Source organism: Halomonas sp. DP5N14-9 (assembly GCF_019802175.1).
Classification (GTDB): Bacteria; Pseudomonadota; Gammaproteobacteria; order Pseudomonadales; family Halomonadaceae; genus Halomonas; species Halomonas litopenaei.
Map to the genome: position 1 here is coordinate 44165 of NZ_JAHVHR010000035.1, position 17599 is coordinate 61763.

Here is a 17599-nt window from a genome sequence, read left to right on the forward strand (position 1 = left end):
GAGGTGGCCCAGATTCTGGCGCGGCGGATGCTGAATGGTCAGTCCGGATACTTTGCCATGTTGCCAGCACCACCCTTTACTCGTCGTGCCCTGGGCACCCTTGTCGCCTTTCTGATGTCGGCCCCGTTACCCGCTATCGCCGCCAACTGTGGTGCCTCGGGAGGGCTGGCTTTTGTCGGTGTCACCAACGATGGTTCGCGCTCGGTGTGGTTGTCGGGGACCTCGCCGGGTGACTTCGGGTTGGAGGCGGCGCAGGGAAAGCAGAGCGTCGATGAGTGGACGCGCAATGCCGGCGGCCTGCACCTGACCCTGTCGCCAGTGGTATCCAACGGCAACGGTGGTGTGCACAAGCTTCTGGATCTGGGGGGCAACAAGGATTGTCTGCTGGATACCCAGAACCAGAAGGGTGGCTTCACATTGCCGCCGGCCGGGCAGATCCCGATGCCGGAGCGTCCGGGCATTACCCCTCCCATCGGCAAGATCTTTCCTGATTTTTCCCGCCCTGGCGGGGTGACGCCGCCGATAGGTACGGTGCCTCCAGGCTTCCGGCCACCCACCGGGGTGACGCCGCCGATAGGGACGGTGCCGCCAGGCTTCCGACCCCCGACCGGGGTGACGCCGCCGATAGGGACGGTGCCGCCAGGCTTCCGGCCACCCACCGGGGTGACGCCGCCGATAGGTACGGTGCCTCCAGGCTTCCGGCCACCCACCGGGGTGACGCCGCCGATAGGTACGGTGCCGCCAGGCTTCCGGCCACCCACCGGGGTGACGCCGCCGGTAGGGACGGTGCCACCGAACTTCAGACCACCCACCGGGGTGACGCCGCCGGTAGGCACGGTGCCACCCGCTTTCCCACCAATCGAGCGGCCACCGACCGGGGTAACGCCGCCGGTAGGCACGGTGCCGCCAGGCTTCCGGCCACCCACCGGGGTAACGCCGCCGATAGGTACGGTGCCTCCGGGCTTCCGGCCACCGACCGGGGTAACGCCGCCGGTAGGCACGGTGCCACCGGCTTTCCCACCAATCGAGCGGCCGCCCACCGGGGTGACGCCGCCGGTAGGCACGGTGCCACCCGCTTTCCCACCAATCGTCCGACCCCCGACCGGAGTGACGCCACCGATAGGTACGGTGCCACCGGACTTCAGACCACCCACCGGGGTAACGCCGCCGGTAGGCACGGTGCCTCCAGGCTTCAGGCCACCCACCGGGGTGACGCCACCGATAGGCACGGTGCCTCCGGGCTTCCGGCCACCCACCGGGGTGACGCCACCGATAGGCACGGTGCCACCGGACTTCAGACCGCCGACCGGCGTAACGCCGCCGATAGGTACGGTGCCCGCCCCCGAGCGCCCGCCGGTGGGGGTGACGCCGGGGCGGCCCACCCTGGGGCAATGGAGCCTTCCTCCGAACGTTGCGCGGCCGGGCGAGGTAGCGCCCCCCATCGGTGTCGTGCCTCCGGATGTCAGGCCGCCTTCCGGGGTGACACCTCCCATCGGTGTCGTACCGCCTGAACAGCGTCCGCCGTCGGGTCTGACACCTTCTGTGCCATCGATGCCCCAGGGCCAGATTGTTGGCCGTGTCGATGCGGCCGAGTGGTATGCCGGGCGGGTGCCGCTGCCGGCTAACCGCTGCATCGACCCTCGTCACGACCCCAGACTCGGGGGTGCGCCGCTGGCCGATGGTACCCTGCCGGTGGTGACCTGCCCCGAGAACCTGCTGCGCCAGCACGCCCAGGCAAGAACCCGGAACGCGCTGGAGGCCACCTTGATGGAACAGGTGCCGATCACCGCAGGGCGTCAGGGAGAGCCGGTCTCTCCCTGGAACACCTGGGTGGATGCTCGTTATACCGATATCTCCGATGACCGTGATGGCCAGGATCTGGATGGCGAGGCCCAGGTAGTGGCGGTGGGGGTCGACCGCTGGGTGTCGGAGCAGGCGGTGGCGGGTGTCAGTTTCAGCGTCGACTCGAGCCGCTCTGACAACTTTGGCGGCGCCTGGGACAGCGACAGCGATGGTTTCAGCATCTCTCCCTATGTCGCCTATCGACTGTCCGAGCGCTGGGCGTTGGACGCATCGCTGATCTGGCGCTGGGGTGACAATGACACCGAACTGGCGACCCTGGATGGCAGCTTCGACACCCGTAGCTTCGGCGGCGCGCTCAATGCCCACGGTCAGTACCGCTGGGGGGAGGCCCTGTTGCGTCCCACCGTCTCGCTGTTCTACTCCCGTGAGCGCAGCGACGACTATGACCTGGACGGCAAGATCCTGGGGATACCGGTGGAGGTGGAAGTGCCCGGCGACTCCTACAGCACTGGCGTCGCGTCGGTCAGTGGTGAGGTTAGCCGTATCTACCACACTGACCACGCGGGTCTGATCATGCCCTACGCCGAACTGGGGGTGGACTGGGCCTTCGAGCAGCCCAACGGCGGGCGCTACCTCAACGAGGATCTGGAGTGGGAGGACCCTTCTGACCTGACGGGTACCCTGCGCACTGGCGCCCGCTGGTTTGTCGGCGAGGCCACCCTGCTCGAGGCCAGCGCCGGCTATCTCAGCATCGGCCATGACGACCTGGATATCTGGGAGGGGCGGTTGTATCTCTCCTACCGCTTCTGAGCGGGTGCGTCAGTCACGCTGCTGGCGGGAGATCAGCGCTACGTGATCGAGAAAGGCGCGAAACAGCTCGGCCTGACTCGTGACCTGCAGGCGCTGATAGACGTGCTTGCGGTGGACCTTGACGGTGCCATCGCTGATGCCGAGCTCTCGCGCCGCCGACTTGGCCGAGTGGCCCGCGAGCAGCAGGCGCACGATATCCTGCTCGCGGCGGGTGAGCACACCCTGGCCAAAGCTCGAGAAGGCGGCGTCGACGGGCTCGACCTCCTGGTGTTGCGGTTCGAAGGCATTGCGTTGCCAGCTCCAGAACCGCTGAAGCAGGGCTTCGACGATGGGCGTCAGGTGGCGTAGCGCCTGTACGGTGCGCCGAGTCACCGGTCGCGACTGGGTACGGAAGCCGAGAGACAGCACCATCACGGTGTCGTCGCTGACCCGTGCGAAGAGTCCGATCTCATCCTTGAGTCCCAGGCCGCGATAGTAGTGGTGGTAGTACTCGCTGCTCTCGAAACGGTCCGGCGCCAGATCGCGCAGTCGATGGGTTCCGCTATCCTGACCAGACTCGATGGCCTGGAACATCGGGTCGAGCAGGTAGACGCGACTCAGATAAGGGTCGATGTCGCGCTGGCGGCGTTCGGGGGGATAGTTGTCATGGACCACTCGCGGACGGCCTCGGCCCTGGTAGGCATGCAGGATCAGGGTGTCCATGGGCACCAGCTCGGCGAGTGCCTGCTCCAGCTGTCGCGGAAGGTCGCTGCGATCGGCACCCTGAATCAGGCCAGCCAGTCGTTGGTGCCAGGCCTGGGCCGCGCTGGATGCCAGGTAGTCGATGGGAGTCATGGGGCTCGCTGGGTCGAAAGTCTGAAGCCCACACTGTATCACTTCGTTATTGGTGTCAGTGGTCGTCCCAAGGGTCTGCCGGGCTCGGCGTGACGTGGCGCTGGGGCGAGTCGGGCTGCTATCTTGAACTCCTTTGCCAACGGGACGGCAGCATGAGCGTGAGCATGACGACTCCAAGGGGCGGCGACAGGGCGAGCCGGCGCGAGATCTTCGGCTGGGCGATGTTCGACTTCGCCAATCAGGCCTACACCCTGCTGATCATCACCGTGGTGTTCGGTGAACTCTTCACCACGGTGATCGTCGGCGACCGAGGCGACGACTTTCGCCTGGCCAACCTGCTGTGGAGCCTGGCGCTGGCGCTGAGCTTTCTGCTGGTGGTGGTGACCGGCCCGCTGTGTGGTGCGGTGATGGACTACCGCGCCGAAAAGAAGCGCTTCCTGTTTGCCAGCTATCTGGCCACCATCGCCACCACCGCCATGCTGTACTTTGTCGAGCCGGGCTACGTGGCGCTGGGCTTTGTGTTGATCATCCTGTCCAACTACGCCTATTCCATGGGCGAGTCCTTTATCGCGGCCTTTCTTCCGGGGCTTGGGCCGCCAGAGAAGCTTGGCGCCATCTCCGGTTTCGGCTGGGCGCTGGGCTACGTCGGCGGACTGGTGGCAGCGGGCTTCACCCTGGCCATACTGGGCGAGGCCACCGCGGATAACTTCGAGCGGATCCGCTGGGTCGGGCCCTTCGCCGCGGGCTTCTTCCTGTTGGCGGCGATACCAACCTTCGTCTGGCTCAAGGAGCGCGCCGAGCCACAGCCCCATCGCCAACCCTTCGCCCGCATCGCCTGGCAGCGGGTATCGACCACCCTGCATGAACTGCGTCGGTTCCGTGACCTGGGTCTGTTTCTGACCTCGGTGCTGTTCTCCATGGCCGGTGTCTACATCATCATCGCCTTCGCCTTCATCTATGGCGCCCAGGTCATCGGCTGGCAGGAAAGCACCCGCAACCTGATGTTCATCATCGTCCAGATCACCGCCGCGGCAGGGGCACTCGGATTTGGCTTTATCCAGGACCGCATCGGTACCCTGGTGACCTATCTGATGACTCTGGTGCTGTGGGTGCTGGCGATCCTGGCCATCTGGGCCACCCCCGAGGTCACCGCCTGGCTAAACGCTACCTGGGGACTCGACTGGCAGGCCGAGCAACTGTTTCTGGTGGTCGGCTGTCTGGCGGGCCTTAGCCTCGGCTCCAGCCAGTCGGCCAGCCGGGTCCTGGTAGGCCTGTTCTCGCCCCGCCAGAAGGCGGCCGAGTTCTTCGGGTTCTGGGGGTTGGCCAACAAGCTGGCGGGGGTCATCGGCATCGTCGGCCTTGGCCTGCTGCAGGCGGCGGTGGGGCTCAAGGCCTCGATCCTGTTGTGCGCCGCCTTCTTCATCATCGCCATCGTGATCTGCGCTGGCGTCAATCAGCGCCGTGGCCAGCGGGTGGCAGGGGAGTGGGAAGCCAGGCTGGACGATACGCACTGAACCACCTGGGCCGAGGGAACGCTATCGAGGACCTTGGCCCAGAGACCCGTACCGAGGACGATTGAATGCTGCCGGACGCGCTGTTCGCACCCGCTACCCTGTTCCTGCTGTCGGCCATCTTCGTCCTGGCAGGACTGGTCAAGGGAGTGCTCGGCATGGGCATGCCCACGGTACTGCTGGCGCTGTTGACCGCGACCCTGGGGCTGCCTCTGGCCATGGCGCTGATGCTGGTGCCCACGGTGGTCACCAACGTCTGGCAGGCCCTGGTGGGAGGGCATCTGCTGACGCTATGCCGTCGGCTCTGGTTGTTTCTGTTGGCGGCGGTGCTGGCGGTCTGGCCGGGGGTATGGGTGCTGGCCAGCGTCGAGGCTCATTGGCTGTCGTTGCTGCTGGGGCTGTTGCTGATGCTCTACGCACTGATGAATCTGAGCGGGCGACGGCTGCGCTTCTCGGGAAGCCCGGTCCAGGCCGGCGCCGTCGGCGCGATGAATGGCGTCCTGACCGGGCTGACGGGCTCCAGCGTCTTCCCCGGGGTGCCCTTTCTGCAGGCCATCGGTCTGTCACGGGACGCCCTGGTTCAGGCCATGGGGCTGTTGTTCAGCCTGTCGACCCTGAGCCTGGCGCTGGCACTCGGCGAGAGGGACTTGCTCTCCACCGACCTGCTGCTGGCGTCGAGCCTGGCGCTGCTGCCGGCGAGTCTCGGCATGTGGTGGGGCGCCTGGCTCAGACGCCGGCTATCCGAGGCGCGCTTTCGCCAGGTGTTTCTGCTTGGCCTGCTGGCCATGGGCGGCTACCTGGCGACGCGTTCGCTGCTTGCGGCTTGAGCAACGACCCGGGCGACCCGAGCTTCATCGAGAGCTGCATTGGGCCGTTGCAGGCGCCGTCAGGGGGTGCCGGGGCGCCCCAGGGTTCGTTACTTCGGACGTTCCAGGGAGAACAGGTCGGTGCAGCGTGCGTAGTCGCTGCCGGCCATGCGCCCGATCGGGGCCAGGGCGTCGCAGCTGACGTGTCGACCGTTCCACACCCGGGGATCGGCGTGGATGACGGTCACCTCGGCCAGTACCAGGTTGCCTGACAGCGGACGGTCGCCGAAGTGCAGGATATCGTGAAGGCGACAGCCGAAGGCAACCGGTGCCTCCTGAATACGCGGTACCCGCAGGTCTCCCAGGCTGGCCTTGGTCAACCCGGCATGGTCGAACTCGTCTCCCTCGGGCGGCAGGCTTGCGCTGGTGGCGTTGAGCGCCTCGGCCAGCGCCTCACCACCGATATGCACGATGCACTCGCCGACCTGCTTGAGGTTGGCGATGGTGTCCTTGGTGGCGCCTTCGCCGTTGAGCAATGGAGAAAACGCCAGCACGGGGGGATCGACGCTGGCCACATTGAAAAACGAGAAGGGCGCCAGATTGGCGTGACCGCTCTCGCTCAGGGTCGACACCCAGGCGATGGGACGCGGAGCGATGGCTCCGGAGAACAGTCGATAGATCAGCCCGGCGTCGAGGTCGCTGACCTTGAGGGTGGCGTCGTCGCTCACTGTCGAACTCCTTGTGTTCATTGTCGTTGCAACAGCACCCGTTGTGATGGTGCCAGTTGGCGTGGGGCGGTCCAGGCGCTATCCCAGCACGCCGAGCCCGACAGGTCCAGCCTTGGCGGAGCTGCGTGATCGAGGCCATCGCCTCGGTCCTGGAAAGGCGCCAGGGCCGCCAATCAGGCCCCGGTGCCAGGTCGGCGACGGCGGGTATTCAGGGAATCGGTGCCTCGAGGAAGTCACGCAACTGTCTTTCGGCCTGCTGGATGTTCACCACGCCGTCGATGTGGCCGCGGTCTCCCTCCAGGGCCTCGAGGGTCACCGGGGTGCCGTCGGCCTCGATCAGTGCGGCGGTCTCGCGAACCTTCTGGGGCGAGAACACCAGGTCGTCTTCGCTATAGAGCATCAGGGTCGGGGCCTCGATGGCGGCCAGGCCCGCCTCCAGGCTGTCGCCATGGCCAGTCATGAAGGCCTGGTTGGCCTTGACCAGGTACAGCAGGTGATTGGCGTCGGCGGTGGCAGCCCGCTGTTCGGCGACGCTGTCCAGGGTCGCCTCGACCTCGTACTGGGCTTCCAGTGAACTCATCGGTGAGGTGTTTGCGTCGGCCCAGTCGCGGTCGAAGGTGGCGTCCGCCCAGCGCCAGTGGTTGGCCTGCAGGGTGATCAGCTTCAACGACTCGCGCAGACCGTCGAGCGGTGGCGTCTGTCCGTAGTAGTCACCGCCGCGCCAGTGGGGGTCCAGCGTGATGGGGGCGGCCCAGGCGTCCAGGCTGGCGATCAGCCAGGGATCGGCCACGCCCGCACCGATCACCGGAATCAGGCGTTCGACCCGCTCGGGATAGGCGCTGGCCCACTCGTAAGCCTGCAGCGCCCCCATGGAGGCACCCATCACCGCGTGCAAGCGCTGGATACCGAGATCATCCAGCAAGGCCTTCTGCACATTGACGAAGTCGCGAATGGTCACCAACGGGAAGTCGGTGCCCCAGGGCTCGCCGGTGTCGGGGTTGTGACTGGCAGGGCCGGTGGTGGTGACTCCGGGGTCGCCGGCGTTGAGGTTGACCAGGGTGTCCGACGACACGACGTAATAGCGGTCGGTGTCGAGCGGCTTGCCGGGTCCGATGATGGCATCCCAGTAGCCCGGGGTCTCTTCACCGTCATAGCGGCCGGCGGCGTGACTGGTGCCGGAGAAGAAGTGGGTGATCAGGATGGCGTTATCGCCTGCCTCGTTAAGCTCGCCATAGGCCTCCCAGCCGACTCTGACCGGGGCGATGGTGTCACCGCCGACGGTGGTGTAGCTTGGCATCTCGAAGACCTGTTTGGTGACATTGTCCAGGCCGGTGGAGGCCGCCTCGTCATCGTTGTCGGCGCTGGCCAGTGCCGGCGAGGCGATAAGCCAGATCGAGGCGACGAGGAGGCCAAGGGCGACGGCGGCGCCAGGCTGGCGCCGGTCATGGAGAGCGGACGCATAAACTGTCATCATGAACCTTCCCTGGTGGTGGTCGGCGCGGACGATGCCGCGTACAGACACCAGTACAGCGTTCACCTGGCGCCTTCGCCATGCTGCCTTCGTCGTCCCGGCGCGAGGAGGACGAAACCGCCCGTGAGGAGAAACCGATGACCCAGCGACAGGGGACACGTGGCCCCGGGCTCGCCATGATGCTGTTGTTCTGGGTGCTGTTCATGGGGCTCGGTGGCTGGTGGGCGACGTCCTGGCTGGAGCAGCGCCTGAACCCCAATGCCAACCTGAATCAGGTGGCCGAGGGCGAGCCGTTGAGGCTCAAGCGCGGGCCTGGCGGACACTTCGTCGCGCCCGGCAGCATCAATGGCACGCCGGTGACCTTCCTTGTCGACACCGGCGCTACCCGTGTCGCTCTGCCGGGAGATCTGGCGGCAAGACTGTCGTTGCCGGACCTCGGCAGCGCCTGGTTTCATACCGCCAATGGTCGTGCACAAGGCACCCTGACACGCCTGGACAGCGTTACCCTGGGCGGCCTGTCGGCGACTCGGGTCGATGGCTCCATCAGCCCGGGCATGGAAGGTGAGACGGCGCTGCTGGGCATGAGCTTTCTCGGACGCTTCGACATTGCCATCCGTGGCGATATCCTGGAATTGCAGGCGCGCGGCTCCTCGTCACCGAGAGCCGACGCCGCTCCACACAAGGAGATTCAACCATGACCGCGCTCTCTCGATTGCGGCTGAAGTGGCCCATCCTCCAGGCTCCCATGGCCGGCGCCCAGGACGAGACACTGGCGCTTGCGGTCACCGCAGCCGGAGGTCTGGGAGGCCTGCCTGCCGGCATGCTGGCCCTCGAGGCGCTGGATCAGGCCCTTGCAGCGGTGGAAGGACAAGGCCCGGTCAACGTCAACTTCTTCAGCCATGCGTCGCCCGAGCCTCAAGCGAGTCGACTGGAGAAGTGGCGAGCGTTGCTGGCCCCTTACCATGAAGAGTTGGGAATCGCGCCGCCACCTCCAAGTGACACGCCTACCAGACGGCCGTTCGACAGCGATGCCTGTGCCATCGTCGAGCGCCACCGTCCCGCCGTGGTGAGCTTTCATTTCGGTCTACCTGAGGCACAACTGGTCGAGCGGGTGAAGGCCTGCGGTGCGCTGGTGCTGTCTACCGCCACCACGGTGGATGAGGCCCGGTGGCTGGAAGCCCATGGCGCCGACGTGGTGATCGCCCAGGGCCTTGAAGCAGGCGGTCACCGGGGACATTTCTTGAGTGACGACCTGAGTCTTCAGTTGCCGCTGGCGTCATTGCTGCCCCGGGTGGTCGAGGCTATCTCGTTGCCGGTGGTGGCGACCGGAGGGATCGGCGACCCCCAGGGGGTCCGGCAGGCACTGGATCTGGGCGCCCAGGCGGTCCAGATCGGTACCGCACTGCTGTGCTGCCCCGAGGCCTCGGTGAGGGCCGTCCACCGCAGGGCGCTGTTGGATGATGAAGCCTCCACCGACATCACCAATGTCTTCTCCGGTCGGCCCGCCCGCGGGATCGTCAATCGTGCCATGCGCGAGCTGGGTCCGCTGTCGGATGAGGTACCCGACTTTCCGCTGGCTGCCAGCGCCCTGTGCGAGCTGCGCGCGGCCCACGAGTCCCGTTGCAGCGGTGACTTTTCTCCGCTGTGGGCGGGCCAGAATCGGCGCCACTGTCGAGAGGTACCGGTGGCCGAGCAACTCCAGTGGCTGGCAGGAGAACTCGAGGAGCAATGAGGAGCACGTCTTCCTGTGCGCTCGCAACGCCAACCTGGCGACAAGCGTAGATTGCGGTTCCTGGGGGCAGGTCAGGGTCGCGAGGCAGCGCTAGCGCTTCGGAAATTACGCGGCGCTTTTGCATAACATGCGGCTTCGCTCTGGCACACAAGGCCGCGGCGCGTTTGCATAGCCTGCGGCTTCGCTCTGGCACGCAAGGCCTCGGCGCTCTGGCATAACATCCAGCTTCGCTCTGGCATAAAAAAAGCCGCGGCACTCGGCGATGAGTGGCCGCGGCTTCTGCTGATATCGGTTGATTATTGCTTTACCGATGTATTACCGCCTTGCGGCGGGGCGAACGACATCGCCGAGCATGCTTTCGGTCTGTCGATCAGCACTCGCCTTCGGCGCACTTCTCGGTCTCGGCCAGGTCCGCGGCGTAGATGATGACGTCACCGTCTGTCTCGTTCTTCCACCAGTGCCAGATATCGTTGAACTCGGCGATGATCGACGGCGCCTTGTGAACGCGCGGCTGCTCATGCTTGGAGTTGTACTCGACGATCTCGCCCTGGAACACGAACAGGATAGCCGGGCGGTTCTCGTGGGAGTGGTAAGGCACGATGCCACCTGGTGCCACGTCGACGCGGCGGAAGCGCAGGTGACGTTGCTCCAGCGGTGCAGCGCCTGCCGGCAGCTTGACGTCCGCAAGGTCGATGTAGGCCAGTGTGGTATCGACCTCGTCAACGGGTTCCATCGGCGGATTTTTCTGATGTTCAAACATGGCGTAATTCCTTCTTGCGCAGCGTTGGGGTTGGTGGGGCGTGTATCACCGTGGTGATCTTCAGGTATCGGGGTAGATGTCTTTGACGGCCAGCACCGCATTGATGGTGACCGGGAAGCCGGCATAGGGCGCCAGCTGCATGAACAGTTCGACCAGCTCGTCACGGGTGAAGCCCAGTGAGCGTGCGATGCCGATATGGATGCGTAGCTGATTCTCGTGGCCTCCACAGGCCAGTGCCGAGAGCGTGGCGCTCTGGCGCAGCTTGGGGTCCAGGCCATCACGACCGTACATTTCGCCAAAGGGGAATTCGGCGACCAGGCGCATCAGGTCGGGGGCGAAGTCACCGAGCTTTTCCTCCAACGCTTGTGCGGCGGCGGGATTGTGCTTACGGAAGAAGGCGAGTCCCTTCTCCATGTTGGGTGAAACGGCGGTGGAACTCATTTTCCAGCATCCTCATGGCGACGATAGTGGTCGGGGTAATCGCATTCCGTGTCGGCCTTTCCGTAATCGGCGGCAGCAGGAAGACAAGCCATTTTTTTGCCGCTACCAATCTATATGTCGTTTGAAACATACGACTGTTTTATCTTGCTGAGTCATCACTTCTTGTCGGACTGATCCGTTTGCTCAGCTTGGTCGGTGCCGGGCCTGCAACCTTACCGGCACCGCTATGCCATAACGCCTATCGGGACCCGTTGCCGATCAGTGGGTGCCCTCGAACATGGCTCTCAGGTCGACGCTGTCCTGCTTGCCGATGTCGTCGTAGTGTTGCTCGATCCAGTCCTGGGCGCGTTTGCGGCCGAGATCTCGCAGATGGCACAGGAAGTCCCACTCGGCGTTGAGCTTCGATGAGGCCCCGAGGGGTTTCAGCAGGTCCTGGCTATCGATGATATGGACCAGCATGTCGCGATAGTTCTTGGGGTCGAGGTGGCCTTCGTGGATCAGTCGCTTGACGAAGGCGAGGGCCCTCAACTCCTTGAGCAGACTGGCATTGAAGGTGATCTCGTTGGTGCGATTGAGGATCTCCTGGGCGCTGGTCGGCGACCCCTCACGCTCCACCGGATTGACCTGGACGATCAGGATGTCCCGGGACTCGGTGGTGTGATAGAAGGGAAACAGCGGAGGATTGCCGGAATAGCCGCCGTCCCAGTAGGGCACCCCGTCGACTTCGACCGCTTCGAACAGGAAGGGCAGGCAGGCCGACGCCATCACCATGTCGGGGGTGAGTTCGGCGCGATCGAAGATCTTGACGCGCCCGGTCTCGGCGTTGGTCGCGGCCACGAAGACCTTCATCTGGTCGCAGCCACACACATTGTCGAAGTCGACCTGCTCGACGATGATGTCCCGCAGGGGGTTGTACTTCATGGGGTTGAACTGGCTCGGCGAGAAGAATCGCGTCATCAGGTCGAAGTAGACGTGGCCCGGCGAGTAGTCGAGGCTCCAGTTTCCGCTAAGACGATCCCAGGGGGTGCGCTGCAGAATGCTGAAGCGCGCCGACTGAGACACGGCACGCCAGAACGTTTCCAGTTTTTCGCGCCCAGCCTCTCGCCCGCCCTGGACCAGACCATCGGCCAGAACGACAGCGTTCATGGCGCCAGCGGAGGTGCCGGAAATGGCCTCGATCTCGATGCATGGGTCGTCGAGCAGGGCGTCGAGGACCCCCCAGGTAAAGGCGCCGTGAGCGCCTCCACCCTGAAGTGCCAGACTTATTTTCTTGGGTGGCTTGGCCATCAAGCTCTCCTGTCATCTTGGTGCGGTCGTCCGTGAGGCCGTCTTCCCTTGCCGGGAAAAGTGCGGCAGCAGCGGCGTCGGCGGCAGGTTCGCCGCATGCTCTACCCTGTCGAACGGTGCTTCAGTGTGCTGTCCAGCCGCCATCGACCGGCAGGGCGATTCCCGTCATGGAGGCGGCGCCGTCCGAACACAGGAACAGCGCCGTGGCCGCCAGTTGTTCGGTGGTGACAAATTGGCGGGTCGGCTGGTTGGCGAGCAAGACGTCGCGAATGACCGAGTCCTCGGAGATACCGCGTGCCTTGGCGGTGTCGGGAATCTGCTTCTCGACCAGAGGCGTCAGCACGTATCCCGGGCAGATGGCATTGACGGTGATGCCGTGTTCGGCGACTTCCAGCGCCACGGTCTTGGTCAGTCCCAGAACGCCGTGCTTTGCGGCCACATAGGCCGACTTGAAAGGCGATGCCACCAGAGCATGGGCGGACGCGATGTTGATCACTCGCCCCCAGCCACGTGCCTTCATGCCAGGCAAGGCGGCCTTGGTCAGGTGAAAAGCGGAATTCATGTTGATGGCGATGATCGCGTTCCACTTGTCCTCGGGGAACTCGTCCACCGGTGCCACATGCTGAATACCGGCGTTGTTGACGATGATGTCCACGCTGCCGAATTCTGCCTCGGCCCGCTTGTGCATGGCGCTGATCTCGCCGGGGTCCATCATGTTGGCGTTGTCATAGACGACCTTGACGCCGTGCTTTTCGAGACTGGCGCGGGTGGCCTCCACGTCCGCGGCGGCCTCGATACCGTTGATGACCAGGTTGATGCCCGCCTTGGCGAAGCCTTCGGCGATACCGAGACCGATACCGCTGGTGGAGCCGGTGATGATGGCGGTCTTCTGCTGGGGCATGGATCACTTCCTCTAGAGACGAGATCGCCGGCGCTGGCCGGCAGGAACTTGCAGCGTGTTCATGGCTTGACCGATAGGTCGCTTCACTGGCCTCGCTTCGTCGACGAGCTTTTTCGATGGCTTCATCGTCGGGCTGTATCGACGAGCTTTGTCGATGCCGTCATCGACATCGACCAGCTCCACAGAGCTCGACGTGTTTCACCGAGTCCGATCAGGCGACAGGCCGGCAGCAGGCTCGTTAGTCATGGCCTTGTTCGACAGTGTCACCAGCATAGACTGGCATGCAAGATTCGGCTTTTGCTGAAATGGCTTTATCCACATAATGCTCATCAATGCTTAGCAGCAAAGCCGTTTGCCGCCTGACGAATACCCGGGCGCGCGTCGGTAACTTCCTTGGGAGCGCAGCGAACCACTGGTAAAATGCTTGCATGAATCCCAAGTCGCCCACGCTACCCGCCGACCTGCGCGACGATCCTCTCTACTATCTGCGTCACTTTCAGTTTGTGCTCGACTGGGTGATGGCACGCCACGCCGACCTGCTGGCAGAGCCAGAACAGCGCTTTATCATGGCCTTCGGCGAGCTGCCGGAGGCAGCCCAGGCGTTGCTGGTCCGCATGGTCTCGCGCAAGGGCGAGCTGTTTCGCACAAGTCGCCTGGTCTACACCGAGGTCGATGATCTCGAGCAGGCGCTGAGTCGACTGGCGGCGGCGCAGCTGGTGGAGCTTGATCCCGTGCTGAGTCTCGATGACCTGCTTGCACAGTTGCGCCTGCCCGAGGCTCGACGGGTCTTCGCCGAAACTGTGTCCGCTTGCGGTCTGCCCACCTCGGTCTCCAAGTCGCGTCTGTGCGAGGCGCTGGACGGCCAGTTCACGCCGCGGCGCTGGAGCGTCTGGTGGCCTGAGTCCGACGAGACCCTGGTGCGGGTGTCGGTAATGTCGGTGTGTGATCGACTGCGCCTGATGTTCTTCGGCAATCTGCGCCAGAGCTGGTCCGATTTCGTGATGGCCGAGCTTGGCCATATGCGCTACGAACGGGTGAGTTTCGATCCCGCGTCGCGGGGGTTTCAGCAGCGTCAGGAGGTGGATGCCTATCTCTGCCTGCATCGGCTGCGAGAGCGATTCGACGACGGCGAAGCCGTGGCTGATATCTGGTCGGCAGTACCAAGGCTGCCCGACGATAACCCCTGGCTCGCGGCGCGGCGGTCTCGCCTGCTGCTGCGTCTGGGCAAGCAGGCCCAGCGAGAGGGGCAGGCGGCGCTGGCGCTGGAGATCTTCTCCTTTGCTGGCCCGGGCGAAGCGCGGGTGCGTCGACTGCGCCTGCTGGAGCGAGAGGGCGAGCATCACCAGGCGTTGACGCTGGCGACCCAGGCGCTCGAGGCACCGCTGGACGACGCCGAGCGCCAGGCGCTTGCCCGGCTGGTGCCGCGATTGCAGCGCCGCCTGGGTCTGCCGGTGCTCAAGCCGGCAGCACAGGCGCCGCCGCAGAGCTGGAGCCTGAGCTTGCCGCCACAATCGCTGGCGGCCAGTGGCGCGGTGGAGCTGGCGCTGCGTGATCACCTGGCCCGGGATGAGGCCCCAGCCTTCTACGTCGAGAATCACCTCTTCGCCGGGCTCTTCGGGCTGCTCTGCTGGGACGTCATCTTCGCCCCCTTGCCGGGCGCCTTCTTTCATCCCTTCCATCGCGGGCCGGCGGATCTGTATCGGCCAGACTTCGTATCGCGGCGGCGTGATCGCTTCGATGCCTGCCTGGAGGCGCTGGCGAGCGGCGACTACCGCGAGCGTATCAGGGCCCGCTGGCGCGACAAGCAGGGCCTGGCCAACCCCTTCGTCTACTGGGAAGTGCTCGACGAAGCCTTGCTGGAACTGGCGCTTCACTGTATTGCGCCTGAACACCTGGCGGTGCTGTTCGAGCGCCTTCTCGAGGATCTCAAGGCCAACCGATCGGGCTGGCCGGACCTGATCCAGTTCTTTCCCGATGCTGGCAAGGGCCTGCCCCGCTATCGTCTGATCGAGGTCAAGGCGCCAGGAGACCGGCTGCAGGACAACCAGCGACGTTGGCTTCAGCACTTCCAGTGCCACGGCATTCCGGTGTCGGTGTGCCACGTGAGGTGGTCCGATGGCTGAGGGATCTTCAACGTCTGACGATGCCGAGACAGCTACCTCGGACACGGCCGAGTCGGTCTCTCTCAGCGTCGGCGTGCGTGAACTGTGCGAGTTCACCGGTAGGCGCGGTGATCTGGATCACCGCTTCACCCCGGCCCCCAGCTCGCGGGAAGGGATAGAGGGCCATGCCCGCGTCGTGGCCCGACGTGGCGAAGGCTACCGCAGTGAGGTGATGGCGGTCGCCACCCTCGAGGGACTCAAGGTCCAGGGGCGCATCGACGGTGTGGCCGAGAACGGTGGGCGACTCGAAGAGATCAAGACCCACCGGGGACGCCTGGAGCGCATGGCCGACAATCAGCGCGCGTTGCACTGGGCCCAGGTGCGGGCCTACGGCGCACTTTGGTGCCGCCAGCAGGGACGCGAGCGGATTACCCTGGCGCTGGTCTATCTGGATCTGGTCAGCGGTCGCGAGACTTGCCTGAGCGTCGAGGCCGAGGCCGCCACGCTGTGGCAGGAGCTTGAGTCGGCCTGTCGCGCCTATCGAGCCTGGGCGCTGGCCGAAGCCTCACATCGCCGGCGGAGAGATGAAGCGCTGGACCGTCTGACGTTTCCCTACCCTGCGTTCAGGCCTGGGCAGCGCGAGATGGCCGAGACCACCTACAAGGCCGTCGCCACTGGCCGGGATCTGCTGATCGAGGCGCCGACTGGCATCGGCAAGACGCTGGGGAGCCTGTTCCCGCTGCTCAAGGCGATGCCCCGCCAGGCGCTGGACCGCGCCGCCTTTCTGACCATGAAGACCACCGGCCGACAGCTGGCGCTGGCGGCACTGGCGCAGCTCGACCCTGGCCCACAGCGCAAGCTGCGCACGCTGGAGCTGATCGCTCGGGACAAGGCCTGCGAGCATCCGCAACTGGCCTGCCACGGAGATAGCTGTCCTCTGGCTGAGGGCTTCTACGACCGACTGCCGGAGGCGAGGCAGGCGGCAGTGGAGCAGGGCTGGCTAGATCGTGACGGGCTCAGGCAGGTGGCGCTTGAGCATCGCGTCTGCCCCTACTACCTGGGCCAGGAGATGGCTCGCTGGTGCGATCTGGTGGTCGGCGACGTCAATCACTATTTCGACTCGAGCGCGCTGTTGCACGGCTTGGCCCAGGCGCGACAGTGGCGCCTGGGTGTGCTGGTGGACGAAGCCCACAACCTGATCGAGCGTGCCCGTGGCATGTATTCGGCGAGCCTTGACCAGCGTCGCCTGGCGCGCCTGCAAAAGGAGGCGCCGGGGGCGCTGCGCCAGCCTCTGGCCAGGGTGATCAAGCAGTGGCAGGCACTGGTGCGTCAGCACGGAGGAGAGGACCCGGGCAGTCGCGAGGCGCCACGCTGGTTTGCCCTCGACGCCTTGCCGGCGGAGTTGGTCGGCTCCCTTCAGGGACTCTGTGGTGCCATCGGCGATCACCTGGGCGAGCATCCGGAGGACACCCAGCCGGCGCTGACCGACTGCCTGTTCGAGGCGTTGGCCTTCGTTCGGCTGGCGGAGCGTTTCGGTGATCATTCGCTGTGCGAGCTCACCCGTCACGGGCGCGGGCGGGCACGACTGGCCATCGTCAACCAGGTGCCCGCCGACTTCCTGCGGCCCCGTTTCGCCGCGGCTCACGCAAGCGTGCTGTTTTCCGCGACCCTGGCGCCACCACGCTATCAGATCGACCTGCTGGGGCTAGCCGAGGACACGGTATGGTCCGAGGTCGCGTCGCCTTTTGTCGCCGAGCAGCTCGAGGTGCGGGTGTGCGCGCAGCTGTCTACCCGCTACCGCGATCGGAAGCGATCCCTGCCGGGAATACTCGACGTCATGAGCGAGCAGTACCGTCGACGTCCCGGCCACTATCTGGCGTTCTTCTCGAGCTTCGCCTACCTGGAGCAGGTGCGAGAAGCCCTGGCCGAGGCCCATCCCGACATTCCTCAGCGCGCCCAGCGACGCGCCATGAGCGAGGCGGAGCGGGAGGCCTTTCTGGAGGATTTTGTGCCAGGGGGCGAGGGGATCGCCTTCGCGGTACTCGGAGGTGCCTTCGCCGAAGGCGTCGACCTGCCCGGCGAGCGCTTGATCGGTGCCTTTGTCGCCACCCTGGGGCTACCCCCCAGCGATGCCCGCCAGGAGGCGCTGAAGACACGCCTCGAGCAACGCTTCGGTCGCGGTGACGACTACGCCTATCGTATTCCCGGGCTGATCAAGGTGGTCCAGGCGGCCGGGCGGGTCATTCGCGGGCCCCAGGATACCGGCACCCTGGTATTGCTGGACGATCGCTTCGCCAGGCCTGAGGTGCAGGCGAGGCTGCCCCGCTGGTGGGAAACGGCCCGGCGCTGACGTCGTCCCTGTGTCTGACCTGTCGCTGCCCTTGTCCGTTCTCTGTCCTTGCCAGGGCAGACT

At 65.3% G+C, this 17599-nt stretch carries 15 protein-coding genes; 7 read left to right on the plus strand and 8 right to left on the minus strand.

What is annotated here, in order from left to right:
• Positions 1-38 precede the first annotated feature (38 nt).
• Complete coding sequence (locus KUW00_RS19955) at positions 39-1493, minus strand: hypothetical protein (protein ID WP_222569974.1); 1455 nt, start codon at positions 1491-1493, stop codon at positions 39-41.
• Positions 1494-1551: 58 nt separating this feature from the next.
• On the opposite strand from KUW00_RS19955, the gene KUW00_RS19960 reads away from it, so the two are divergent.
• Positions 1552-2613: an autotransporter outer membrane beta-barrel domain-containing protein gene (locus KUW00_RS19960; protein ID WP_222569975.1), complete on the plus strand. Its 1062-nt coding sequence runs from the start codon at positions 1552-1554 to the stop codon at positions 2611-2613.
• Between the two features lie 9 nt (positions 2614-2622).
• On the opposite strand, the gene KUW00_RS19965 is transcribed toward KUW00_RS19960, so the two are convergent.
• A complete protein-coding gene (locus tag KUW00_RS19965; RefSeq protein ID WP_222569976.1) occupies positions 2623-3447 on the minus strand; it encodes a helix-turn-helix transcriptional regulator in 825 nt (274 codons plus the stop codon).
• A gap of 164 nt (positions 3448-3611) precedes the next feature.
• Between KUW00_RS19965 and KUW00_RS19970 the strand changes: the two genes are divergently transcribed.
• Both KUW00_RS19970 and KUW00_RS19975 read left to right on the plus strand, forming a co-directional pair.
• Complete coding sequence (locus KUW00_RS19970; protein WP_231498595.1) at positions 3612-4961, plus strand: MFS transporter; 1350 nt, start codon at positions 3612-3614, stop codon at positions 4959-4961.
• 65 nt (positions 4962-5026) lie between these two features.
• Positions 5027-5785, plus strand: a complete 759-nt coding sequence (locus KUW00_RS19975; RefSeq protein WP_222569977.1) for a sulfite exporter TauE/SafE family protein — start codon at positions 5027-5029, stop codon at positions 5783-5785.
• Positions 5786-5874: 89 nt separating this feature from the next.
• Here KUW00_RS19975 and KUW00_RS19980 read toward each other — a convergent pair whose 3' ends face one another.
• The gene (locus KUW00_RS19980) at positions 5875-6492 is read right to left on the minus strand and encodes a flavin reductase family protein (RefSeq protein ID WP_315901210.1); all 618 of its coding nucleotides are present in this window, start codon (positions 6490-6492) and stop codon (positions 5875-5877) included.
• Positions 6493-6700: 208 nt separating this feature from the next.
• Positions 6701-7966 (minus strand): homoserine O-acetyltransferase, encoded by a 1266-nt coding sequence (locus KUW00_RS19985; protein WP_261392285.1) that lies wholly within the window; start codon positions 7964-7966, stop codon positions 6701-6703.
• A 134-nt stretch (positions 7967-8100) separates the two neighbouring features.
• On the opposite strand from KUW00_RS19985, the gene KUW00_RS19990 reads away from it, so the two are divergent.
• Positions 8101-8661, plus strand: coding sequence for a TIGR02281 family clan AA aspartic protease (locus KUW00_RS19990; RefSeq protein WP_108132253.1), 561 nt, complete (start codon positions 8101-8103; stop codon positions 8659-8661).
• Positions 8658-9695 (plus strand): NAD(P)H-dependent flavin oxidoreductase, encoded by a 1038-nt coding sequence (locus tag KUW00_RS19995; protein WP_222569979.1) that lies wholly within the window; start codon positions 8658-8660, stop codon positions 9693-9695. The genes KUW00_RS19990 and KUW00_RS19995 overlap by 4 nt, the downstream gene beginning before the upstream one ends.
• Before the next feature lie 370 nt (positions 9696-10065).
• On the opposite strand, the gene KUW00_RS20000 is transcribed toward KUW00_RS19995, so the two are convergent.
• The 4 genes from KUW00_RS20000 to KUW00_RS20015 form a co-directional block, all read right to left on the minus strand.
• Positions 10066-10455: a cupin domain-containing protein gene (locus KUW00_RS20000; protein WP_222569980.1), complete on the minus strand. Its 390-nt coding sequence runs from the start codon at positions 10453-10455 to the stop codon at positions 10066-10068.
• 60 nt (positions 10456-10515) lie between these two features.
• Positions 10516-10896: a carboxymuconolactone decarboxylase family protein gene (locus KUW00_RS20005; protein ID WP_052704215.1), complete on the minus strand. Its 381-nt coding sequence runs from the start codon at positions 10894-10896 to the stop codon at positions 10516-10518.
• Between the two features lie 258 nt (positions 10897-11154).
• Positions 11155-12183: a patatin-like phospholipase family protein gene (locus tag KUW00_RS20010; protein ID WP_045991237.1), complete on the minus strand. Its 1029-nt coding sequence runs from the start codon at positions 12181-12183 to the stop codon at positions 11155-11157.
• A 121-nt stretch (positions 12184-12304) separates the two neighbouring features.
• Positions 12305-13084: a 3-hydroxybutyrate dehydrogenase gene (locus KUW00_RS20015; protein WP_045991236.1), complete on the minus strand. Its 780-nt coding sequence runs from the start codon at positions 13082-13084 to the stop codon at positions 12305-12307.
• A gap of 428 nt (positions 13085-13512) precedes the next feature.
• Between KUW00_RS20015 and KUW00_RS20020 the strand changes: the two genes are divergently transcribed.
• Together KUW00_RS20020 and KUW00_RS20025 are read left to right on the plus strand one after the other, a co-directional pair.
• Complete coding sequence (locus KUW00_RS20020; protein WP_222569981.1) at positions 13513-15207, plus strand: VRR-NUC domain-containing protein; 1695 nt, start codon at positions 13513-13515, stop codon at positions 15205-15207.
• Positions 15200-17536, plus strand: a complete 2337-nt coding sequence (locus KUW00_RS20025; protein WP_222569982.1) for an ATP-dependent DNA helicase — start codon at positions 15200-15202, stop codon at positions 17534-17536. Before KUW00_RS20020 ends, KUW00_RS20025 begins: the two co-directional genes overlap by 8 nt.
• Positions 17537-17599 lie beyond the last annotated feature (63 nt).

Coding starts and splice junctions, on each gene's coding strand:
- KUW00_RS19955 (WP_222569974.1), bottom strand. CDS start 1,493: ATGGGAGGTGTCACCCCGGAAGGCGGCCTGACATCCGGAGGCACGACA.
- KUW00_RS19960 (WP_222569975.1), top strand. CDS start 1,552: ATGCCCCAGGGCCAGATTGTTGGCCGTGTCGATGCGGCCGAGTGGTAT.
- KUW00_RS19965 (WP_222569976.1), bottom strand. CDS start 3,447: ATGACTCCCATCGACTACCTGGCATCCAGCGCGGCCCAGGCCTGGCAC.
- KUW00_RS19970 (WP_231498595.1), top strand. CDS start 3,612: ATGACGACTCCAAGGGGCGGCGACAGGGCGAGCCGGCGCGAGATCTTC.
- KUW00_RS19975 (WP_222569977.1), top strand. CDS start 5,027: ATGCTGCCGGACGCGCTGTTCGCACCCGCTACCCTGTTCCTGCTGTCG.
- KUW00_RS19985 (WP_261392285.1), bottom strand. CDS start 7,966: ATGATGACAGTTTATGCGTCCGCTCTCCATGACCGGCGCCAGCCTGGC.
- KUW00_RS19990 (WP_108132253.1), top strand. CDS start 8,101: ATGACCCAGCGACAGGGGACACGTGGCCCCGGGCTCGCCATGATGCTG.
- KUW00_RS19995 (WP_222569979.1), top strand. CDS start 8,658: ATGACCGCGCTCTCTCGATTGCGGCTGAAGTGGCCCATCCTCCAGGCT.
- KUW00_RS20000 (WP_222569980.1), bottom strand. CDS start 10,455: ATGTTTGAACATCAGAAAAATCCGCCGATGGAACCCGTTGACGAGGTC.
- KUW00_RS20005 (WP_052704215.1), bottom strand. CDS start 10,896: ATGAGTTCCACCGCCGTTTCACCCAACATGGAGAAGGGACTCGCCTTC.
- KUW00_RS20010 (WP_045991237.1), bottom strand. CDS start 12,183: ATGGCCAAGCCACCCAAGAAAATAAGTCTGGCACTTCAGGGTGGAGGC.
- KUW00_RS20015 (WP_045991236.1), bottom strand. CDS start 13,084: ATGCCCCAGCAGAAGACCGCCATCATCACCGGCTCCACCAGCGGTATC.
- KUW00_RS20020 (WP_222569981.1), top strand. CDS start 13,513: ATGAATCCCAAGTCGCCCACGCTACCCGCCGACCTGCGCGACGATCCT.
- KUW00_RS20025 (WP_222569982.1), top strand. CDS start 15,200: ATGGCTGAGGGATCTTCAACGTCTGACGATGCCGAGACAGCTACCTCG.